Source organism: Streptomyces incanus, assembly GCF_042656345.1.
Classification (GTDB): domain Bacteria; phylum Actinomycetota; class Actinomycetes; order Streptomycetales; family Streptomycetaceae; genus Streptomyces; species Streptomyces incanus.
Window position 1 is genome coordinate 139,800 of record NZ_JBHSPC010000012.1, and the last position, 20,633, is coordinate 160,432.

At 70.5% G+C, this 20,633-nt stretch carries 17 protein-coding genes, 2 tRNA genes and 2 pseudogenes; 9 read left to right on the top strand and 12 right to left on the bottom strand.

Translation table 11 applies throughout. The features are described 5' to 3' along the window. Positions 1–212 precede the first annotated feature (212 nt). Both tig and ACFP2V_RS04115 read right to left on the bottom strand, forming a co-directional pair. Entirely contained in the window at positions 213–1,646 is a 1,434-nt protein-coding gene (tig, locus tag ACFP2V_RS04110; RefSeq protein ID WP_381205479.1) for a trigger factor, read from the bottom strand. 168 nt (positions 1,647–1,814) lie between these two features. Then, positions 1,815–1,891, bottom strand: a tRNA-Pro gene (locus ACFP2V_RS04115). Positions 1,892–2,057: 166 nt separating this feature from the next. On the opposite strand from ACFP2V_RS04115, the gene ACFP2V_RS04120 reads away from it, so the two are divergent. After that, a tRNA-Gly gene (locus ACFP2V_RS04120) sits at positions 2,058–2,131 on the top strand. 6 nt (positions 2,132–2,137) lie between these two features. On the opposite strand, the gene ACFP2V_RS04125 is transcribed toward ACFP2V_RS04120, so the two are convergent. Beyond that, on the bottom strand, positions 2,138–2,608 hold the full coding sequence (locus tag ACFP2V_RS04125; protein ID WP_381205482.1) for an integrase: 471 nt from the start codon (positions 2,606–2,608) through the stop codon (positions 2,138–2,140). A gap of 149 nt (positions 2,609–2,757) precedes the next feature. Between ACFP2V_RS04125 and ACFP2V_RS04130 the strand changes: the two genes are divergently transcribed. Beyond that, positions 2,758–3,057 carry a hypothetical protein gene (locus tag ACFP2V_RS04130; protein WP_381205485.1) on the top strand — a complete coding sequence of 100 codons (300 nt, stop codon included), beginning with the start codon at positions 2,758–2,760 and terminating at the stop codon, positions 3,055–3,057. A 677-nt stretch (positions 3,058–3,734) separates the two neighbouring features. On the opposite strand, the gene ACFP2V_RS04135 is transcribed toward ACFP2V_RS04130, so the two are convergent. Continuing rightward, a complete protein-coding gene (locus ACFP2V_RS04135; RefSeq protein ID WP_381205488.1) occupies positions 3,735–3,929 on the bottom strand; it encodes a hypothetical protein in 195 nt (64 codons plus the stop codon). A gap of 669 nt (positions 3,930–4,598) precedes the next feature. Here ACFP2V_RS04135 and ACFP2V_RS04140 point away from each other — a divergent pair. Then, a complete protein-coding gene (locus tag ACFP2V_RS04140) occupies positions 4,599–5,828 on the top strand; it encodes an acyltransferase family protein (RefSeq protein ID WP_381205491.1) in 1,230 nt (409 codons plus the stop codon). A gap of 52 nt (positions 5,829–5,880) precedes the next feature. On the opposite strand, the gene ACFP2V_RS04145 is transcribed toward ACFP2V_RS04140, so the two are convergent. From ACFP2V_RS04145 to ACFP2V_RS04165, 5 genes are all read right to left on the bottom strand, one after another. After that, a complete protein-coding gene (locus ACFP2V_RS04145) occupies positions 5,881–6,366 on the bottom strand; it encodes an HD domain-containing protein (protein ID WP_381205494.1) in 486 nt (161 codons plus the stop codon). 142 nt (positions 6,367–6,508) lie between these two features. Next, on the bottom strand, positions 6,509–7,687 hold the full coding sequence (locus ACFP2V_RS04150; protein ID WP_381205497.1) for a PP2C family protein-serine/threonine phosphatase: 1,179 nt from the start codon (positions 7,685–7,687) through the stop codon (positions 6,509–6,511). 466 nt (positions 7,688–8,153) lie between these two features. Continuing rightward, positions 8,154–8,981, bottom strand: coding sequence for an Fpg/Nei family DNA glycosylase (locus ACFP2V_RS04155; protein ID WP_381205500.1), 828 nt, complete (start codon positions 8,979–8,981; stop codon positions 8,154–8,156). A 131-nt stretch (positions 8,982–9,112) separates the two neighbouring features. Continuing rightward, positions 9,113–9,598 carry a ribose-5-phosphate isomerase gene (locus ACFP2V_RS04160; protein WP_381205504.1) on the bottom strand — a complete coding sequence of 162 codons (486 nt, stop codon included), beginning with the start codon at positions 9,596–9,598 and terminating at the stop codon, positions 9,113–9,115. A 78-nt stretch (positions 9,599–9,676) separates the two neighbouring features. Then, positions 9,677–11,452 (bottom strand): serine/threonine-protein kinase, encoded by a 1,776-nt coding sequence (locus ACFP2V_RS04165; protein WP_465269201.1) that lies wholly within the window; start codon positions 11,450–11,452, stop codon positions 9,677–9,679. A 235-nt stretch (positions 11,453–11,687) separates the two neighbouring features. Here ACFP2V_RS04165 and ACFP2V_RS04170 point away from each other — a divergent pair, with 235 nt between their 5' ends. Next, the gene (locus tag ACFP2V_RS04170; protein WP_381205507.1) at positions 11,688–12,395 is read left to right on the top strand and encodes a hypothetical protein; all 708 of its coding nucleotides are present in this window, start codon (positions 11,688–11,690) and stop codon (positions 12,393–12,395) included. A gap of 98 nt (positions 12,396–12,493) precedes the next feature. Here ACFP2V_RS04170 and ACFP2V_RS04175 read toward each other — a convergent pair whose 3' ends face one another. Further along, complete coding sequence (locus tag ACFP2V_RS04175; RefSeq protein ID WP_381205510.1) at positions 12,494–13,099, bottom strand: biotin transporter BioY; 606 nt, start codon at positions 13,097–13,099, stop codon at positions 12,494–12,496. 287 nt (positions 13,100–13,386) lie between these two features. Here ACFP2V_RS04175 and ACFP2V_RS04180 point away from each other — a divergent pair. The 4 genes and pseudogenes from ACFP2V_RS04180 to ACFP2V_RS04195 form a co-directional block, all read left to right on the top strand. Further along, a pseudogene (locus tag ACFP2V_RS04180) lies at positions 13,387–13,541 on the top strand (LLM class flavin-dependent oxidoreductase); the annotation flags it as partial. Continuing rightward, positions 13,537–14,050, top strand: a pseudogene (locus tag ACFP2V_RS04185) (TauD/TfdA dioxygenase family protein); the annotation flags it as partial. The pseudogenes ACFP2V_RS04180 and ACFP2V_RS04185, both read left to right, overlap by 5 nt. Positions 14,051–14,170: 120 nt before the next feature. Beyond that, entirely contained in the window at positions 14,171–15,601 is a 1,431-nt protein-coding gene (locus ACFP2V_RS04190; RefSeq protein WP_381205513.1) for an amino acid permease, read from the top strand. Between the two features lie 365 nt (positions 15,602–15,966). Then, positions 15,967–16,209: a hypothetical protein gene (locus ACFP2V_RS04195; RefSeq protein ID WP_381205516.1), complete on the top strand. Its 243-nt coding sequence runs from the start codon at positions 15,967–15,969 to the stop codon at positions 16,207–16,209. A gap of 88 nt (positions 16,210–16,297) precedes the next feature. Here the strand turns inward: ACFP2V_RS04195 and ACFP2V_RS04200 are convergent, their stop codons facing one another. Together ACFP2V_RS04200 and ACFP2V_RS04205 are read right to left on the bottom strand one after the other, a co-directional pair. Then, on the bottom strand, positions 16,298–16,771 hold the full coding sequence (locus ACFP2V_RS04200) for a zinc ribbon domain-containing protein (RefSeq protein ID WP_381205519.1): 474 nt from the start codon (positions 16,769–16,771) through the stop codon (positions 16,298–16,300). Between the two features lie 229 nt (positions 16,772–17,000). Further along, a complete protein-coding gene (locus ACFP2V_RS04205) occupies positions 17,001–17,651 on the bottom strand; it encodes a mycothiol-dependent nitroreductase Rv2466c family protein (protein WP_381205522.1) in 651 nt (216 codons plus the stop codon). Between the two features lie 201 nt (positions 17,652–17,852). On the opposite strand from ACFP2V_RS04205, the gene pepN reads away from it, so the two are divergent. Continuing rightward, a complete protein-coding gene (pepN, locus tag ACFP2V_RS04210) occupies positions 17,853–20,447 on the top strand; it encodes an aminopeptidase N (RefSeq protein WP_381205526.1) in 2,595 nt (864 codons plus the stop codon). Positions 20,448–20,633 lie beyond the last annotated feature (186 nt).

A 20,633-nucleotide genomic window follows, 5' to 3' on the forward strand; every position in this document is an offset into this window, starting at 1 on the left:
TTCGCTGTGAGCGCAGGGTGCTCCACCGGGTGCACCGGGTCCTCACGCCGTGGGCGGATCCGCCGGTGGGGGTCTGCGGGCCGCGGGCGGCCGGCCGCGCCCCTGGGTGTGCCGCTCTGCCGCACGACAGCCGCTCTGCCGCACGGCAGACGGGCCCCGGCGCACATGTCCGGGGCCCGTCTGTCGTACGTCCGTCAGAGGCGACGCGAGGTTCAGCCCTCGGTCTTCTCCTCGGCCTTGTCGGCCTTGGCGTCGGCCTCGGCGTCGTCGGCCTTGGCCTCGGCGGGGGCCTCTTCGGCGTCCGCGGCGGGGGCCTCGGCGGTCTCGTCCTCTTCCTCGTCGTCGAGGTCGATGATCTCGCCGTTGGTGTCCTTGACCACGGCCTTCTCGACCACGGCGGCCAGGGCCTTGCCGCGGGCGACCTCGCCGACCAGGAGCGGAACCTGACCGCCCTCGACGACCGCCTGCGCGAACTGGTCGGGGGACATACCGGAGGAGGCCGCGCGCCGCATGAGGTGCTCGGTGAGCTCCTCCTGGTTGACGTTGTGCTTCTCCTGGTTGACCAGCTGGTCGAGGACGAACTGGGTCTTGATGCCCTTGACCGCGGCCTCGCGGGTCTCGGTGTCGAACTCCTCGGCGGTCTTGCCCTGGATCTCGAGGTACTTCTCGAGGTCGAGGCCCATCTGGCCGAGCTGGTGGTGCTCGAGGTTGTGCTTACGGGTGTTGATCTCGTCCTCGAGCAGCTTCTCGGGGACGGGGACCTCGACCAGCTCGAGCAGCTTCTCCAGGACGCGCTCCTGGGCCTGCGTGGCCTGGTCGTACTGCTTCATGTTCTCCAGGCGCTTGCGGCTGTCCGCGCGCAGCTCCTCGAGGGTGTCGAACTCGGAGGCGAGCTGCGCGAACTCGTCGTCCAGCTCGGGCAGTTCACGCTTGGCGACCTGGGTGACCTTAACGGTGACCTCGGCCTCCTTGCCGACCGCGGAGCCGCCCTTCAGCTCGGAGGCGAAGGTGGCCTCCTGGTCGGCCGACAGGCCCGTCACCGCGGCGTCGACGCCGTCCAGCAGCTCGCCGGAGCCGATGGTGTAGGAGACGCCGTTGGCGATGCCGTCCTCGAGGACCTCGCCTTCGACCTTGGCCTCGAGGTCGATCGTGACGACGTCGCCCTCCTCGGCGGCACGCTCGACCGGGGCGGTGGAGGCGAAGCGCTCACGCAGCTCCTCGACGGCCTTGTCGACGTCCTCCTCGGTGACCTCGACGGCGTCGACCTCGACCTCGATGCCGGAGTAGTCCGGGATCTCGATGGTCGGGCGGATGTCGACCTCGGCGGTGAAGTTCAGCGTCTCGCCGTCCTTCAGCTCCGTGATGTCGACCTCGGGCTGGCCCAGCGGGTTCAGCTCGGCCTCGTTGACCGCTTCGGTGTAGAACTTCGGGAGCGCGTCGTTGACCGCCTCCTCCAGCACCGCACCGCGGCCGAAGCGCTGGTCGATGACCCGGGCCGGGACCTTGCCCTTGCGGAAGCCCTTCACCGTGACCTGCTGGTTGATCTTCTTGTACGCCGCGTCGAGGCTGTCCTTGAGCTCCTCGAAGGGCACCTCGACAGTGAGCCGAACCCGAGTCGGGTTCAGGGTCTCCACGGCGCTCTTCACGGTTCGGTCTCCTTGTGGCTGACTTCTGGATTTCCACCGGGACCAGAACGGTCCGGCCGTTTCGCAGCCCGGAGACTTCAGACGATGAGACACACGGGCGTGCAGCTTGCATAGTAACGGCAGCGACTACAGCGCCCCAAAGCCGATCACTGGTGGTGATCAGGTGACTGGTCGGGGTGGCGGGATTTGAACCCACGGCCTTCCGCTCCCAAAGCGGACGCGCTACCAAGCTGCGCCACACCCCGTCTGGTGCGACACGTAGGGTACACGCCGCCGCCCGGTCGGGCCGCCGCATTCCACCGGGCGTGATGCGACCCTGGGGCCGGAGTGGACACGCGGTGTGCGGCAGGGGCGCACCACCCGCTACGATGCATGTCAGTACCACGCCCCAGGGCGTTCGGTGCGCGATGTGCGGGCGTAGCTCAATGGTAGAGCCCTAGTCTTCCAAACTAGCTACGCGGGTTCGATTCCCGTCGCCCGCTCCATACGACTCAGGGCCAGGTCAGAGGATCATTCCTCCGCCTGGCCCTGATCGCGTTCCGGGGTCCCGATCGATCCACCGCGTCCCCCGCGTGCCCCTCAGGCTCTCGATCTTCTTCTTCCGCGCCCGTTCGAATCTTCTTCCGGCCCTGGTTGACGAGACCGGACACGGCGTCGGCGATCAGCCGATCCCGTTCGGCGCCGGCGTGCCGATGGATCAGCGCGGCGCGGGCAGTGCTGTGGCCCATGCGCGCCATCAGCCCTCGCGTGCCGGCTCCCGTCGACGCGGCGAGCGTGTTGCCGGTGCGCCAAAGATCATGGAAGCGCAGACCTTTGACGCCGGCGTCGCCGCACGCATTGCGCCACAGCCGGTTGAGGTGGTTCCGGCGCGGGGTCGCACCCTTCGCCCCGACGAACACCCGTCCGTCCGCGCCCGGCTCCGCGTACCGCGTCAGATGTTCGCGGATGCCCGGGACGATCACGGCCGGGAGGGACACCGGGCCCGTCGGTGAACAACTGGCGCGGTTTTCGCCAGACCACCGCAGGCCAGGGACATACCAGCGCGCCACTTGAATCCCGACGGGCCCACCGTCCTCTTGCCGACGGCGCTCTTGGGAGCCTTGACCCCCCTTTGTCCGTTGTCGAGTTCCGCGACCGACCGGCGAACGCGCACGGCGCCGTGGTCGAGGCCGAGGTCACGGCGGTGCAGACCGATCAGCTCTCCCCAGCGCAGCCCGAGGAAGCCGGTCATGAGCACGAGCGCCCGGTAACGCGGCTGGATCGCGTCGGCGACGTCACAGACCTCCTGCACGGTCGCGGTCGGCCGTTCCGGGATGTGCACGACGCCGGCGCCCTTGATGGTGCATCGAACAAACCATCCGATGGTCGGACCGTCGAGCGAGCCCTGCCGTTCACCTCGCAGCTGTCATGACTTCGCGCACCCTCGCACCTCGTGACCAGTAGTTAGATCACTCTTACGCACCGTTACTTCGCCACGCGCCGGGGGGAGACCTACATCACAGTGGTCCCACGTAAAAGCCCACCCATCGCTGCACAGGCTTCCCGGCAGGAGCAGCGGTCGGCGGGCGGGCACCCAGGAGGTACTGCTATGAGTGTGACCTCGGCGAACCCACTTCCAATCCCCCGACTGCGACCCCGGGCTGCCGTCCTCGTCGTCATCGTGGTCGTCTACGTCCCCGTCGCACAAATCCAGGACGTTCTGACCAGCTTGATCGCGCTGTCAGCAGTCCTGGTCTGCGGCTCTGCGGTGAGCGCAGTATCAGCCCGACGGCCGCAGACCACCGCGTGACCGTCGGCTAGACCCGACGAGGCCCTCCTCCCCGGCCTCCCCTCCCCGGGAAGGCCGGGAGAGAGCCGCCCGCGCCCCCAGCGCGCCCGATCCAGCAGGAACGGACGGGGAGCAACGGGGAGCAACAAGGAACATCAGCCAACGAATCGAAACAGTCCGGGTCAGCGTCTCACCAGGTCGGGCAAGGCCCGGTTACGCGATCTTCCGGACTGGCCAAGCGGGTTCGCTTCCCGTCGCCCGCTCCACACGGTTCAGGGCCGGCCGGGGTTTCCTTCCTCCGCCCGGCCCTGATCGCGTCCTCAGAAGCTGATCGAATTGATCATGTCCGCTATCGAGTCGAGGAAGCGGGTGATCGACGGGGCCAGGCCGCTGGAGGCGAGGAAGAAACCGAAGAGGATCGCGACGATCGCGGGCCCGGCCTTGATGGATCCGCCTCTGATCAGCACTACAAGGATGATCGCCAACAGCAGCACCACAGACAGTGAAATGGCCACAACTGATCACACCCTTGGTCGGTCCGCTCGTCCGGTCCGGGCGACGCATCCCCGCGCACCCCGCCAGAAGCATCGTGCCACCAACAGAGCCACCCTATGCGGCTCATGACGCATCATCCGCCTCACATCGGCCACGTCTCGCGTGCGCGCGCCCGCCCGCGCGAAAGGACGGACGAGTGCCGGACGGGCCCCACGCGGAGCCAACGGTGCAACCTCGCACGGTAATTCGACTCGCCACCCACGGATGAAATGCGATCGGTCCGGTGCCGTATCCATACAACACCTCCGCGACTATTTCCCATTGCCGCCCCGCTTATCCCAACGAGCCCCCAGGCGGGCCTCGAAGGGGAATGAAGCGGACATCTCTCCGGGATTCGATCGGTGGGACATATGCGCCATTCGCGCGGGACGAATCACTCCAGAAGGGGTGCAATGGATGCTCTGAAGCCCTGCCCACGCGGTGCGTTCGGCATGTGTCGACCGTCACGTCGGCAAACCCGTCAGCATTCACGGATCGCGGGTATCCGGAATGGACAACCGGAATGACGTGGGAGTTTCACGCCTCCCCGCAGTGAACGCTAGGGTGCCTCAGATGTTCCACGCTGCCCCGTCCCCCAGAAGCGCAGCGAGTGCGCCGACCCCCTCCCCGAGTTCCTGGCGGGTGGCCCTGTGACGGACTCGCCACGACCGAACGGCAACCGCAGAACGCCGCTTCCCCCGGCCTCGCCGCCGGGAACCGCTACTTCAAGGACCGATACGCCCAGGACCGATACGCCGAGGAGCGGAGCGTCGAGCTCCAAAAAGCGGCGGGACGCGTTCTTCGACAACGCCAAGTACCTGGCGATCGTGCTGGTGGCCGTAGGCCACTTCTGGGAGCCCATCAAGGGCGACAGCCGGTTCATGGAGGCCGCGTACACCGTCGTGTACGCGTTCCACATGCCGGCCTTCATCATCATCTCCGGCTTCTTCTCGCGCAGCTTCGACATGCGCCCCGACCGGCTGCGGCGGCTGATCACCGGCGTCGCCGTGCCGTACATCATCTTCGAGACGGCCTACCCGCTCTTCAAGCGGGTGGTCGACAGCGACCCGGGGCAGGAGATCAGCCTTCTCGATCCCTGGTATCTGACCTGGTTCCTGTGCGCGCTGTTCGTCTGGCGGCTGACCACTCCGATCTGGAAGGCGGTGCGCCACCCGCTGCCGCTGGCGCTCGGCCTCGCCATGCTGGCGAGCGTCTCCCCGCAGATCGGCGACGACCTCGATCTGCAGCGTGTCCTGCAGTTCCTGCCGTACTTCGTGCTCGGCCTGTGCATGAGGCCCGAGCACTTCCACCTGGTGCGCCGGCGGTCGGTGCGGATCCTGTCGGTGCCCGTGTTCGCCTCCGCGCTGGCACTCGCCTGGTGGGCCGAACCGCGGATGACCACCGGGTGGCTCTACCACCGTGACTCCGCGCAGGAGCTGGGCGCGCCGTGGTGGGCCGGCCCGGTGATGATGCTGGTGCTGTTCGGCTGCTCCCTGCTGCTGACGGCCTGCTTCTTCGCCTGGGTGCCGGGCCGCCACATGTGGTTCACGGCACTCGGCGCGGGCACGCTGTACGGCTATCTGCTGCACGGCTTCGTGGCGAAGGCCGGTGAATACCGGGGCTGGTTCGAGCCCTCGGTGCTGCACGAGCCGGTCGGCGCGGTCGCCGTGACCGTGTTCGCGGCGGTCCTGGTGACGTTCCTGTGTTCCCTTCCGGTGCAGCGGGTCTTCCGGTTCGCGTTGGAGCCGAGGATGGAGTGGGCCTTCAGGCGCGACGCGGCCGAACCGGCCCGCGAGCGCGAGCAACGGGAGAAGCGGGCGAAGCAGGAGGCCGGGGAGACGCGGGAGTCCCGGGAGGCTCAGGAGCAGGTCTCCGCCTAGCCGGCCGCACCGCGATGCGGTTGGGTCGGCCTGGCCGGGCCGGGGCGTCCGGTCAGGCCGGCCGGTCCGGCCGCTCGCCCGCCACGAGACCGAGGAGTGTGCGCATCCGCGTGTACTTCTCGGTCAGTCGTGTGCGGGTCGCCTCGTCGAGTACCGCCAGCCGCGCCGGATCGGCGTTGTGCGCCAGGTCCGCCTCCTTCACCAGCAGCGCGCCCGGGGTCGCGAGGATACGGGCCGCGTACGCCTCGGGCGGCTCCCCGGACCGCTTGGTGACCGCGAGGACGATGTCCCTGGTACGCCGGGTCAGTGCCGCTTCCCGGAGCCACTCCTGAGACAGTTTGCCGTCCTCGACGGTGTCGTGCAGCCAGGCCGCCGCGATCTGCTCCTCGTCGCCGCCGCGTGCCCGGACGCCCTCGGCCACGGCCCGGAGGTGCTCGGCGTACGGCACGCCCGCCTTGTCTCTCTGGCCTTTGTGCACGGCACGGGCGGCGGCCTCGATCTGGGTCGTTGTCAGCAGGTTGTGTGGTGTCCCGGTCACCCTTCCAGTGTCCCCCCGCCTGCGGGGCCGCACGGCTCGGGAGGGGGCAGGAGAGTGGCGGCGGTCAGGACGGTGGCGGCGGTCCGCTGGACCGGACGCCGGGCACGAGCGCGGGTACGGCCACGGTCTCGTCCCCGTCCGGTCAGCGGGTCGCGGCGGCTGTGGGGCCCTCGCGGCAGATCAGCAGGAGCGCCCGGTCGTCGTTGACGTCCTTGGCGACCGCTTCGATGAGGTGCCAGGCCGCTCCGTGGAAGCCGCCGGCGACATAGCGGTCGGCCTCGCCGGTGAGGCGGTCGATGCCTTCGACGATGTCCCGGTCCGACGTCTCCACCAGGCCGTCGGTGAACAGCATCAGCACGTCGCCGGCGCGCAGCGAGCCTTTCACCGGGTCGAACTGGGCGCCGTCGTACACGCCGAGGAGCGGGCCGTCGCCCGCCTTCTCCTCCCATTTGCCGCTGCCCGCGCTGAGTTGGAGGCCCGGCGGATGCCCGGCGGAGTACAACTCGTAGTCGCCGGAGTCCAGGTCGAGGACGAGGTGGATGGAGGTGGCGAAACCCTCCTCCCATTCCTGGCGGAGCAGGTAGCCGTTGGCGGCCGGCAGGAAGGCGTGCGGCGGGAGGCTGCCGAGCAGGCCACCGAAGGCGCCGGACAGCAGCAGGGCGCGCGATCCGGCGTCCATGCCCTTGCCGGACACGTCGGTCAGGACGACTTCGAGCGTGCGACCGCCGTTGGTGCGGGCGGCGACCACGAAGTCGCCCGAGAAGGACTGGCCGCCCGCGGGGCGCAGGGACATCTCCCGGTGCCATCCGCTCGGCAGGGCCGGCAACTGGCTCTGGACGCGGATGCGTTCACGCAGGTCGAACAGCATGGTGCCGCCGCGCCGCCAGGGCACGCCCACCCGGCTGCGGAACTGGGCGACGACCAGGCCGAAGAAGCCTCCGGCGGCCACGACGAGGACGACGCCCGGGGTGACCCGGGAGGCGCCCTCGGTGTACGGGCCGAGTTGGACGGCCTCCACGATCAGCGCGGTCGCCGCCGCCGCGTACAGGCCGAGCAGGCTCGCCGGGCGCAGCAGCAGCCCGCCGGCGACGATCGGCAGGACCAGCGCGGACGGCGCGAACCACACGGAGTTGGCGAGGGTCGCCACCGCGATGAGCGGGATCATCAGCAGCAGTCCGGCGAGGGCTATCCAGTCGGAGCCGTCCCCGCGGAAGTAGTCGACGGCAGCCCGGCGCACGCCGACGCGGGCCCGGTGCCATTGCTTCTTCACCCGGGCCGTCAGCGTGTCGGCTTCTGCGCGCCTCTCTCGTCCTGCTGCCATTAGTTCGGGACCCTATCCATCGGACCGGCCACTTGGCACGGGAGGTCCTGGTTGTCCCTCATTGGGGAACCTACTTCACAGTCGACTTCACCGGGCACCGTCGTGGAGGCGTCCGGCGGAAATTCTCCAGGGTCTGTCCGGCGGATCAAGTCGGAGGTGACCGGCGGCATCTTTCCGGCTGGGTCGAGCGGGGCTGGTGCGTGCGGCTGCACAGCGGAGGAGGGGGTCGACGCGGAGCGATGGGGACCCCTCCCTCTCGTGGAGGTCCCCCGCTCATGGAGGTCCCCCGCTCATGGAGGTCCCCCGCTCATGGAGGTCCCCCGCTCGAGCGAAGTCGAGAGTGGGGGAAAAGCCGGGATCGGGGGAGGCGAGTGACGACAACGCCGCTGGGGGCGCCTCCTGCTCGAAGAGCTGGGAGGAGGGCGTGCCGGCCCTCACGTCTCCGGCATGATCCGCCGGACAGGCCCTAGCGGTGTTGGCAGGCGGGGCACCAGAAGAGGTTGCGGGCGGCGAGATCGGCGGTGCGGATCTCGCCGCCGCAGATGTGGCAGGGCCGATGGGCCCGGCGGTAGACGTACACCTCGCCGCCGTGGTCGTCGACGCGCGGCGGGCGGCCCATCACCTCCGGGGTGTGTTCCGGACGGACGGTGTCGATGCGGTTGTCGCGGACGCCTTCGCGCATCAGCCCGACCAGGTCGGTCCAGATCGCGTCCCACTCGGCGGGGGCGATGTCCCGGCCCGCTCGGTAGGGGTCGATGCGGTGCCGGAAAAGAACCTCGGCGCGGTAGACGTTTCCGACGCCGGCGATGACCTTCTGGTCCATGAGGAGCGCGGCGATCGTCGTACGGCTTCGACTGATCCTGCGGTACGCGGCGTCCGGTTCCGCGTCCGGGCGCAGGGGGTCGGGGCCGAGACGGCCGTGTATCGCCCGCTTCTCGGCGCCGGTGATCAGGGCGCAGGTGGTGGGTCCGCGGAGATCGGCGTACGCGGCGGGGTGCGCGAGGCGCAGGCGGACGGTGTCCGTGGGCGGGGGCGCGGGGGCCGGGCCCAGGGCGACCTTGCCGAAGAGGCCGAGGTGGATGTGGACCCAGTCGGTGTGCTCGGGGTCGGGGTCGCGGAAGCCGAGGAAGAGGTGCTTGCCGTGAGCGTCGGCGGTGTGCAGGGGGGTGCGGTCCAGGAGGGCGGCGGCGTCACTGAACTTGCCCTGGGGGCTGGTGACTCGCAGGGGGCTGCCGTCGGCGAAGGCGGCGGCGTAGTCCTCGGCCAGCCGGTGGATGGTGTGGCCCTCCGGCACGGGTCCGGTCCCTTCCCTCTCTGCTCTCGCTGCCTTCCGAGTGCCCTCCGACTACCGGGGCCGACCGCGTCCGTCGGCCCCGCCGTGGGAGCCGTCGCTCCCCGGCGGGTCGGGTACGGGCCGGTCGCCGGTTACTGCTGGGGGTGGTGGGGCGGGATCGGGGGGAGGTCGCCGGTGGTCTCGTACTCCGTGAGCATGTCGATGCGGCGGCTGTGGCGCTCGTCGCCCGAGAACGGGGTGCCGAGGAAGATCTCGACGAACTTCGTCGCCTCGTCCGTGGTGTGCATGCGCGCACCCACCGCGACCACGTTGGCGTCGTTGTGCGTGCGGCCCAGCGCCGCGGTCTCCTCGCTCCACGCCAGGGCCGCCCGTACGCCCTTCACCTTGTTCGCGGCGATCTGCTCGCCGTTGCCGGAGCCGCCGATCACGATGCCGAGGCTGCCGGGGTCGGCGGCGGTCCGCTCGGCCGTGCGGAGGCAGAAGGGCGGGTAGTCGTCCTGGGCGTCGTAGATGTGGGGCCCGCAGTCGACGGGCTCGTGACCCGCGTCCTTGAGCCACGCGGCGAGGTGGTTCTTGAGTTCGTATCCGGCATGGTCGGAACCGAGGTACACGCGCATGCTCCGAGTGTGACACGGGGGATCGCGCGCAGGCGCGTCGGGGCAGGGGGCAGGGGGCACGGGCGCGCGAGGCGGGGATCAGAGCACCGTGAAGCTCTCCTTCGCCTTCTCGTACGTGCCGAGCGCGGTGGTCCCGGTGTGCGGCTGGTACCAGGTGTTGATCTGGTACGACTTCCCGTCCACGTTGAAGCCGAGCAGGCGTGCGTGCCAGGCGACGCCCTTGAGGGTGAACGTGTACTCCCAGACCACCGCCGGGTGGTCGCGGAAGGTCGTCTCCTCCAGACGGATCTTCCGGTAGTCCTGGCCCTGATGGGCGTTGCGTTCCGAGGTCTGCCAGGTCTCCAGCAGGTCGCCGCGGGCCAGGGAGGACTTGGCGACGAGTTCCTGGCTGCCGTCCGGGGAGGTGTAGTGGACCTCCGCCCCGGTCTGTACGTCCCGCCGCCAGCCCTCGGGCGGGGCCCAGGCGAACCCGCCGGCCTCCCGGCGGGTGCCCGGCGGGAGGCCGGCCGGGCGGGAGGTGCCGTCGACGGTGGGCGGGGGGTCGCCCGCGGTCGCCGTACCGGACGACGTGGACGGCGCGGACGACGCGGGCGTGGTCCGCGCCGTCGTGGAGGAGGTCGCGGCCCGGTTGCCGTCGTCCGGGGAACCGGCGTTCGACGCCAGGAGGGCGGCGACGACGGCACCCGCGGCGAGCACCGTGCCGCCGGCGGCCGCGAACACGGTACGGCGACGGCCGCCGCCGTGCCCGCGCCCGTGCCCGCGCGGAGCGGCCGGCGGGGCGGGGCCCGGGGGCTCCCCCGGCGGCATGGGGTCGGGCGCCGGTACGGGATCGGGGTGCGGGCGCTGCTCGGTGACCGCCCGGGCACGGTCGAGGGAGACACCGCGAGGGCGGGGCGATGCGGATGGGGTTGCGGATGGGGATGGGGATGGGGATGGAGGCAGGGACGTGGACGGGGACGGGGATTCTGCGGAGGTGGCGGGGGCGGGGCTCTCCCGGTCCGGCGGCCCCGGTGTCTCCTTCGGGGCGCTCGCGGGTTGCCGTGACGCCGGGATGTCCCTCGCGGTGACCGGGAGGGTGGGGGTCGCCTTCAAGAAGGCGACTGGTTCCAGGGCGGATTCCACGTCGTCCAGGCCCGGGCGGTCCGACGGCTCCTTCTTCAGGAGGGCGGTGAGGATCTCTCGCAACGGGCCTGAATCGGGCGGCAGTTCGGGCTCCTCGTAGAGCACGGCGTGCAGGGTCGCCAGAGTGGTGTCACGGGTGAAGGGCGACCTTCCGCCCAGGGCGGCGCAGAGGGTGGCGCCCAGGGACCAGAGGTCGGAGGGCGGACCCTGGGGACGGCCGGAGATCCGCTCGGGGGCCATGTAGTCGGGCGATCCGACCAGCATCCCGACCATGGTGAGGGCCTTGGCGTCCTGGATGGCCGCGATGCCGAAGTCCGTGAGGACGACCCGCCGTTCGCGGGGCCGGCCGTCGCCGTTCTCCACGAGGACGTTCCCTGGTTTGATGTCGCGGTGCAGCACACCGCGCGCATGCACCTGCCGCAGGGCGGCGGCCAGGCCCAGGCCGACGCGGGCCGTCTCGGACGGGCTCAGCCGTCCCTGTTCGGCGGTGATCCGCTCCAGGGAGTGGCCGGCCACCAACTCCATGACGATCCACAGGCGTTCACCCTCGTCGACCACGTCGTAGACCCGTACGACGTTGGGGTGGTCGATCCGGGCGGTGGCCCTGGCCTCGCGCAGGGTGCGTTCGCGGCGGGTCCGGGCGTCCTCCGCGTCGAGGCCGTCCATCCGCATCTCCTTGACGGCGACCCACCGGTCGAGCATTTCGTCGGCGGCTCGCCACACCCGCCCCATTCCCCCCTGCCCGATACTCTCTTCCAGTCGATAGCGCTCCGCCACCAGAATCCCCGCGACACCGTCACTGCCCGCGTTTCCCGGCAATTCGCTGCACCCCCTCCGCGATACGCCGAGCGAAACACAATGGTCACACTTTCGGCCGTCCCAGCATAGTGCGGACAAATCTTGTGGTACCTCTTCGAATACGCGGATTCAGGCGCGGGCAAGGGGGGCGAACATGAGTTCTCGTCGCATGACGACCATCACAGGATCGCTGGTGGCAGCATCTTTCTCGATGGTTCTGATCCTTTCCGGCACAGCCGGTGCGGAGGGCGGGGGACCCGGGAGCGACAAGGGGGGAAAGCCCGTCGACCAGGCACCGTCAGGGGTCGAACTGACCACACGGCTGCCGGAGAAGATCTCGGTCGACAACAGCTCGGAAAAGACGGCGATAACCGCCACGGTGAAGAACGAGGGAAACAAGGACAGCGGGAAGATCAATCTTTTGGTGGTGGGTTTCGACGGGCTCACCGTCAAGGGCGTGAAGGGCTGCACACCCATTCCCGCGAACAGCCTTCCCGAAGGTTCGAACAGCGGCTTCCGTTGCGCTCTCGACCATCTCTCAGCCGGTGCCTCGAAGTCGTACACCGTCGACGCCACGTACGACCTCGGCAAGGCCGGGAAGATCTGCCTGCCCGTCCAGTCCGGGGACGGGTCGAAGACGTACTGGCAGCAGGGCCCGGTGCCGTTCGGCACCACCAACCCGTCGCCCAACGCCCCGGCCACTCCTCTGCTCCTAGGTACCGACAACCAGCCGGTGAACCCGGGCGCGGACGAGTTGCCCAGGACCGGCCCCGCGCGGGAGCTGCTGCCGCTGGGCACGACGGGGGCCGCGCTCCTCGCGGCCGGGGCGGCCGGGCTGTGGTGGTCGTCGCGGCGGCCACGGCGGCAGGAGGGCTGACCGGCCCCGGGAACGCGAGAGGAGGCCGGCCGGGCGCTGGACGCGCGCCCGGTCGGCCTCCTTCCTTCGCCACGAATCAACGCGGAGGAGTCCGACCGTCACCGCTTGTTGACGAACCGCCAGGCGGTGGGCAGTACGCCCATGGCCAGCGCCGCCTTCAGGGCGTCACCGATGAGGAACGGGGTGAGACCGGCCGCGATCGCGGCGGAGGCGGACATGCCGGTGGCCAGCGCCAGGTAGGGCACGCCGACGGCGTAGATGACCGCCGAGCCGAGCAGCATGGCGCCCGCCGTCCGCCAGACCGAGCGGTCGGCGCCGCGGCGGGCGAGGGAGCCCACGACGACCGCGGCCAGCAGCATGCCCAGGACGTAGCCGAACGACGGCATCCCGATGCCGGACGTGCCCTCGGCGAACCACGGCACACCGGCGGCGCCCGCCATCGCGTACAGCGCGAGGGCGAACAGACCGCGCCGGGCGCCGAGGGTGGTGCCGACGAGCAGCGCGGCGAAGGTCTGACCGGTCACCGGGACCGGGGAGCCCGGGACGGGGACGGCGAGCTGGGCGGCGACGCCGGTGAGCGCGGCACCTCCGACCACGAGGGCGACGTCCCGTACGCGGGACGCCGGGACGAGATCGGCGAGGACCAGACCGACTCGGGTCCCGCCTTGCTGGGGCAGAGCGGATGTGGCGGCTGCGGTGCTCATGGGGACTCCGCGGAGGTGAGGACGGTTCGGGACACGGCGACGCTATCCCAGCGCCCTCGCGCCGATCACCGTCAGCGCTCGACAAAGGCCCCCACGCGCTCATGGTGGACTCCGGACAAAGAACGCCCACCAACCGGGGTGCGGCGTGATGCCGGTCACTGCGGTGACGTGGTCTCTCTTACAAGGCCCGTCCGGGCGGCGTCTGTAGAGTTCCACCAAAGTGGCCGGTTCCGGCTTTCCCTGCCGTCTCGTGTGCACGCCGTCTCGTGTGCACGCCGTCTCGTGTGCACGCCACCGAGCACATCGGGCTGATCGCGACGGCGTCGACGTCGTGCAACTCGCCCTACGACCTGGCCCGCAGGTTCGCCTCGCTGGACATCGTCAGCGGGGCAGGGCGGACTGGCACATCGTCACCACCGCCGGTGCGGAGGCCACCCGCAACCAACGACTACGACTACGCCGTCGCCGACGCCGACGCCGACGAGGCGATCGACGAGAGGGAGGCGGTCCGGCGCGCCCGGTTCACCTCGATCAAGTACCGCACCGTCCACCCGGTCGTCCGCGTCCACCCGCTGACCGGCGAGCGGGGCCTGTTCATCGGCGGGTTCGCGCAGCGGATCGTGGGACTGTCGCCGGGCGAGTCCCGCAAGGTCCTCGACCTGCTCCAGGCGTACATCACCCGGCCGGAGAACGTGCCTCCGTCGGCACTGGTCGCCGAACCGGCTCGTGCTGTTCGGCAACCGCATCACCCAGCACTACGCCGTCGACAACCACGACGGCCTGCCGCGTCGCCCGCACCGGGTGACGGTCGCCGGTGACGTCCCGGTCGGTATCGACGGCAGGGCGAGCCACTCCATCGAGGGGAACGCCTCGCACTGCACGTCGGTCGTGGAGCAGGCCGCCGACGCACTGAAGGCGGAGGCGGCCGGCGACCCCGCGGCTACCGCGTAACCGGAAAAACACCCTCCGGCAACCGTGCGTCCACATACTGGGCGGCCTCTCCCTCACCCGGGAGAGGCCGCCCAGACTGACGTGGCTTTTACCCTCTCCCGTATTGGACGAGCCGTGTCCGTGCCCAGCCCCTCCACCGAGACACCCGGAACGCCCGGAGCACCCGGGACGCCCGGGACGCCACCGCGGGAGCAGGGCGGAGCCCCCCTCTCCCACGGCCTCAAGCAGCGCCATCTGTCGATGATCGCCCTGGGCGGGGTGATCGGTGCCGGGCTGTTCGTGGGCTCCGGCGCGGGCATCGCCGCCGCGGGACCGTCGATCGTCATCGCCTACGCCCTCTCCGGCCTGCTGGTCATGCTGGTGATGCGGATGCTCGGCGAGATGTCGGCCGCGTACCCGTCGTCCGGTTCGTTCTCGGCGCACGCGGAACGGGCGATCGGGCCCTGGGCGGGCTTCGCCTCGGGCTGGGCGTACTGGGTGCTGCTGTGCACGGCGGTCGGCCTGGAGGGCATCGGCGCCGCGAAGATCGTCACCGGCTGGCTCCCGGGCACGCCCGAGTGGGCGTGGGTGGCGCTGTTCATGGTGATGTTCTGCGCCACGAACCTCGCGGCCGTGAAGAAGTTCGGCGAGTTCGAGTTCTGGTTCGCGGCGCTCAAGGTCGGCGCGATCTCGCTGTTCCTGGTGCTCGGCGTGCTGGCCCTCACGGGCGTACTGCCGGGCACCGACTCCCCCGGCACCTCCCACCTCACCCCGCTGCTCCCCAACGGCGGCGAGGGGCTGGTGATCGGCCTGCTCGCCTCCCTCTTCGCGTACGGCGGCCTGGAGACGGTCACCATCGCCGCGGCCGAGTCGGAGAACCCGGTCAAGGGCGTCGCGAGCGCGGTCCGTACGGCGATGTGGCGGATCGCGCTGTTCTACGTCGGCTCGATGGCCGTCGTCGTCGCCCTGGTTCCGTGGGACTCGCCGGCGGTCGTCGAGCAGGGCCCCTACGTCGCCGCCCTGGAGCGTCTGGGCATCCCGGGCGCCGGGCAGCTGATGAACGTCGTGGTGCTGGTGGCGCTGCTGTCCGCGATGAACGCCAACATCTACGGCGCCTCGCGCATCGGCTACTCCCTGGTGCAGCGCGGGCAGGGCCCGAAGGTGCTGGGCCGGGTGTCGGCCGGGGTGCCGCGGATCGCCGTGCTGGCCTCGTCCGTCTTCGGGTTCCTGTGCGTGTTGCTGAGCTATTGGCGGCCCGACGACGTCTTCTCCTGGCTGCTCAACATGATCGGCGCGGTGATCCTGATCGTCTGGATCTTCATCGCCGTCTCACAGCTGCGGCTGCGCCGCATCCTGGAGCGCGAGGCCCCCGAGAAGCTGGTCGTCCGGATGTGGGCGTTCCCGGCGCTGACGTGGATCGCGCTGGCCGGGATGGCCGCCGTCTTCGTCCTGATGGCCCGGGAACCGGACACGCGCGTACAGCTGTACTCGACGGGCGGCATGACCGTGGCCCTGGCGGCCGCGGGCTACGCCTGGCAGCGGTCCAGGGCCCGCACGCGAACCGAGGGCTGAACTCTTCACCCCTCCCGCCGCTCCTGCGGCGAGGGCCCCCGCACGGACGACGAGTGCGAGCGGGGGCCCTTTTCCATGCGTGCCGCTGTGCTCACCGGGCGCACGGAAAGCCCTTTCGCTGCTAGCGTGCAGTTGCAAGCTCATTGCAATAAGAGGCCGAAGGGGGCCGTGCCCGTCCACACGCCGCCCGACCTGCCGCCCGACCTGCCGTACGACTGCTACGAGCCGTCGAGCGGCTGCCCGTGAATGTCCTGCCCCGTGATCGTCTTCTCACCGTTCACCCGGCAGGCGGAAAGACGGAAGCTCCCGCGAGGACTCGACTCGCGGGGGCTTCCGGTATACGGCATTCCGGGTCAAAGTGTCCCATGATGACACTCAGGACCAAGAGGTACCCCTGCTCGACCTGCGACGCGGAGCAACCGCATCGTCAGCTGACCAGGGCGGAACAGGAACAGCTCAAGGAACGGCTGGGCCGCGCCGGGGTGAACGACTTCTGGATCTGCGAGAACGTGCTGGACCCGGACACCGGCAAGCAGTGCCGCAACCTGCGCACGGGGTGGCTCATGAAGCCGTTCCCCAAGCCCATCCGCCTGCCCGCCCCGGAGTGACAGACCCGACGTGACGAGCCCGGAGTCGCTCCAGGCCCCCGGAGCGGCCGGCCTCGGGGCATTCCGTCACAGGTTGGCCGACCATCCGTCACTGAAGCGACGGGCTTGCACAACGGACGTCACTGGGTGTGACGCCGCGTCTGCGTCCAGCCCCGGCCCGCCGCGCGCGCACCGGTGGTGGGGCAGGGGCCGTTGACGGGACCCCGCGTCGCCACAACTCCCGCGCACGGGCGCGGATGTCGCGGGAGCCGTTGCGGTCTGCGTGATCAACGAATCCGCAGGACCGGCACGCGAACCGGGCCTGAGAGACCTTGTTCGCCCTGTCGATGTGCCCGCATTCGGCACAGGTCCGGGTGGTGTACGTCGGATCGACGTACACCACCGGCACCCCGCCCTGCGGGCTTTGTACGCGATGAACTGCCCGAGTCGGCGGAACGCCCGGGAGGGCAGGGTGGCCCGTTGGGGCTTGCGAGGCCGTACCCTCTGCCGGATGCCCGTGAGATCTTCCAGGGCGAGCCCGCGAGGGGCGTTCAGCCTCGGCCGCCCCATGCTTCGCGATCACCGATCGTAGACATCCGTGCGAGCGGCCATCGCGCGTCCCCCGCCTCCTCCATCACACCGAGTGATCATTCGACAGCACGCTCGGTCACCTCATGGACAGCCTTCCAACGCACCTGGACGCCGCGCAGGGGTCCAGCCACTGCGCGGCCGTACAAGTGCAGCGAAATCGCGGCGCTCCGCACCACAGTCTTGAGGATGCGATTCCTCCCGGGCATGAACGCCCGGGATCCTCACAGGTTGCTGAAGTCGGGGCCGTTCGTCCGCGTGCGCTTGAGCTCGTAGAAACCGGGGACGGAGGCCACGGCGAGGGTGCCGTCCCAGAGGCGGGCGGCCTCCTCGCCCTTGGGTGCGGGGGTGACGACCGGGCCGAAGAAGGCGATCTGCTCGCCGTCGGCGCCGGGCACGGCGATGACCGGGGTGCCGACGTCCTGGCCGACCTTGTCGATGCCCTCCTTGTGGGAGGCGCGCAGCTGGGGCTCGTAGGGAGTGGAGTCCCAGTGCTCCATGAGGGAGTCGGGCAGGCCGACCTCCTTCAGGGCGGCGGCGACGGCCTCCTTCTCCGGCCCCTCACCCTGATTGTGGATGCGGGTGCCGAGCGCGGTGTAGAGGTCGCCGAGCACCTCGGCGCCGTGCTCCTCCTGGGCCGCGATGACGACGCGGACGGGGCCCCACGCCTTGGTCGCGAGCATCTCGCGGTACTCCTCGGGCAGCTCGTCGAGCCGGTCCTCGTTGAGGACCGCGAGGCTCATCAGATGCCAGTGGACCTTGATGTCCCGGACCTTCTCCACCTCCAGCACCCAGCGGGAGGTCATCCAGGCCCAGGGGCACAGCGGGTCGAACCAGAAGTCGACGGGAGTGGCGGTGGTGGACGTGTCCGGCATGTCGCTCCTCAGAAGGCAAGTGCGGGGAATCGCTTCCCCGGGGAAACGCCGGGACTCCTCCGCCTCATTCCCATCCCGCCGATCCCCCTCATCCCCGTCCCGCCGATTCCCGGCTGCCCCGCGTCAGGGGCGCGTGGCAGGATCGGTGCTGTACAGCCCTGCCGATGTCGACGCCGTATGAGACGTATGAGGAGTCCGCCCGTGCCCGGTGAGAACCTGACCCGCGACGAGGCCCGGGAGCGGGCCGCACTGTTGTCGGTGGACGGGTACGAGGTGTCCCTCGACCTGCGCACCGCGACCGGCACGACCGGCGGGGAGGGCGGGGGCGACACCGAGGGGCCGCGCACCTTCCGCTCGGTGACGACCGTCCGGTTCCGCTGCACGGAGCCCGGCGCGAGCAGCTTCGCGGACCTGATCGCGCCGAGCGTGACGGCCGTCTCGCTCAACGGGCGGGATCTCGACCCCGGAGAGGTGTTCGACGGCTCCCGGCTGCTGCTGGAGGATCTGGCCGCCGACAACGAGCTGGTCGTCGACGCGCGGTGCGCGTACTCCCGTACCGGCGAGGGCATGCACCGCTTCGTCGACCCCGAGGACGGCGAGGTGTACCTCTACACCCAGTACGAGCCGGCCGACGCCCGCCGGGTCTTCGCCAACTTCGAGCAGCCCGACCTCAAGGCGCCCTACCGCTTCGAGGTGCGGGCCCCCGAGGGCTGGACGGTGTGGAGCAACGGCGTCGGTGAACTCACCGACGGCGTGTGGCGGTTCGCGGAGACCAAGCCGATCTCGACCTACATCACCTGTGTGGTCGCCGGGCCGTACCACTACGTCACGGACACCTACGAGCGGGAACTGCCCGACGGCACACGGCTGGAGATCCCGCTCGGCGCGATGTGCCGCAAGGGTCTGGCGCCGCACTTCGACGCCGACGACGTGTTCCTGGTGACCAAGCAGGGCCTGGACTTCTTCCACGACCACGTCGACTACCCGTACCCCTTCGGGAAGTACGACCAGGCGTTCGTACCCGAGTACAACCTGGGCGCGATGGAGAACCCCGGACTGGTCACCTTCCGCGAGGAGTTCATCTTCCGCGGCAAGGTCACGCAGGCGTCCTACGAGGGCCGGGCCAACGTGATCCTGCACGAGATGGCGCACATGTGGTTCGGCGACCTGGTCACCATGGAGTGGTGGGACGACCTGTGGCTGAAGGAGTCCTTCGCCGACTTCATGGGCACCTTCTCCCTGGTGGGCGCCACCCGCTTCACCGACGGCTGGATCACCTTCGCCAACCGTCGCAAGGCCTGGGCGTACCGCGCGGACCAGTTGCCGTCCACACACCCGGTCACCGCGGACATCCGCGACCTCCAGGACGCCAAGCTGAACTTCGACGGCATCACCTACGCCAAGGGCGCCTCGGTCCTCAAGCAGCTGGTGGCGTACGTCGGTCAGGACGCCTTCCTCGAGGGCGCCCGGCGCTACTTCAAGCGGCACGCGTACGGCAACACGCGCCTCGGTGACCTGCTGTCGGTCCTCGAGGAGACCAGCGGACGCGACATGACGGCGTGGTCGCGGGCCTGGCTCCAGACGGCCGGAGTCAACTCCCTCACTCCCCAGGTGCTGTTGGACGCGGACGGCAGGGTCGAGGAACTCGCGGTGGTGCAGGAGGCCGCGGAGTCGCATCCCGAGCTGCGCCCGCACCGGGTCGCGGTGGGCCTGTACCGGCGTACGGCCGACGGCGCGCTCGAGCGGTACGCGCGGGCCGAGGCGGACGTCGACGGGGCGCGTACGGTCGTCGCGGAGCTGGCGGGTGCGAAGGCGCCCGAACTGGTGCTGGTCAACGACGACGACCTCACATACTGCAAGATCCGCTTCGACGAGACCTCGCTGGCCACGCTCCGCGAGCACCTGGGCGCGCTGACCGACCCCCTGGCCCGCGCCCTGTGCTGGTCGGCGCTGTGGAACCTCACCCGGGACGCGCTGCTGCCCGCGCGGGAGTTCGTGGACCTGGTGCTGCGGTTCGGCGGGCGCGAGTCCGACATCGGCGTGCTGCAGATGCTGCACGCCTGGGCCGAGTCGGCGCTCGTCCACTACGCGGCGCCCGCCTGGCGGGAGACCGGCGGCCGGCTGCTCGCCGAGGGCGCCCGGCGCGAGCTGGAGGCCGCCGCGCCGGGCAGCGAGCCGCAGCTGGCCTGGGCCCGCTTCTTCGCCCGGTCGGCCGTGGCGCCGGGCGACTTCCAGCTGCTCCAGGAGCTGCTGTCGGGCACGGTGACGGTCGACGGGCTCGATGTCGACCAGGAGCTGCGCTGGGTGTTCCTCGAGCCGCTGGCCGCGCACGGGCTCGCCGACGAGAAGGCGCTGGCCGAGGAGCTGGCCCGGGACGACACCGCCTCCGGCAAGCGCCACCAGGTCCGCTGCCTGGCCGCCCGCCCGTCGGCGGAGGTCAAGGCGGAGGGCTGGGCACGGGTCGTGGAGTCTCAGGAACTGTCCAACGCGCTGGTGGAGGCGACGATCGCGGGCTTCGCCCAGCCCTCGCAGCGGGAGCTGCTCGCGCCGTACGCGGAGAAGTACTTCGCGGTGATCGAGCGGGTGTGGGAGGAGCGGTCCATCCAGATCGCCCTGCACGTGGTGCGGGGCCTGTTCCCCGAGCTGCTGGACTCGCCCGGGACGCTGGACGCGACGGACGCATGGCTCGCGGCCCACGAGGACGCGCCCCCGGCGCTGCGCCGTCTGGTGCTGGAGGCCCGGGACGACCTGGCACGTGCGCTGCGCGGCCAGGCGTGCGACGCGGCGGCGGGGTGACCGCGGGCGCGTCCCGCAGACGCGTCCCACCGGCGCGTCCCGAGGCGCACCGTGGGCGCGGCAGACCGGCGGGGCAGGTCGTGCCCCGCCTCGTGGTGGAGGGAGTGGAGCGTGACGCGTTCCGGTACGAGGCCCCTGTCGATCTCCCAAGAGGCGGCAGTCCACGAGGCGCCCCGCTGAGACGGG

Coding starts and splice junctions, on each gene's coding strand:
- ACFP2V_RS04150 (WP_381205497.1), bottom strand. CDS start 7,687: ATGGCAGCAGGACGAGAGAGGCGCGCAGAAGCCGACACGCTGACGGCC.
- ACFP2V_RS04160 (WP_381205504.1), bottom strand. CDS start 9,598: ATGCGCGTGTACCTCGGTTCCGACCATGCCGGATACGAACTCAAGAAC.
- ACFP2V_RS04165 (WP_465269201.1), bottom strand. CDS start 11,452: ATGGGGCGGGTGTGGCGAGCCGCCGACGAAATGCTCGACCGGTGGGTC.
- ACFP2V_RS04170 (WP_381205507.1), top strand. CDS start 11,688: ATGACGACCATCACAGGATCGCTGGTGGCAGCATCTTTCTCGATGGTT.
- ACFP2V_RS04175 (WP_381205510.1), bottom strand. CDS start 13,099: ATGAGCACCGCAGCCGCCACATCCGCTCTGCCCCAGCAAGGCGGGACC.
- ACFP2V_RS04195 (WP_381205516.1), top strand. CDS start 15,967: ATGATGACACTCAGGACCAAGAGGTACCCCTGCTCGACCTGCGACGCG.
- ACFP2V_RS04205 (WP_381205522.1), bottom strand. CDS start 17,651: ATGCCGGACACGTCCACCACCGCCACTCCCGTCGACTTCTGGTTCGAC.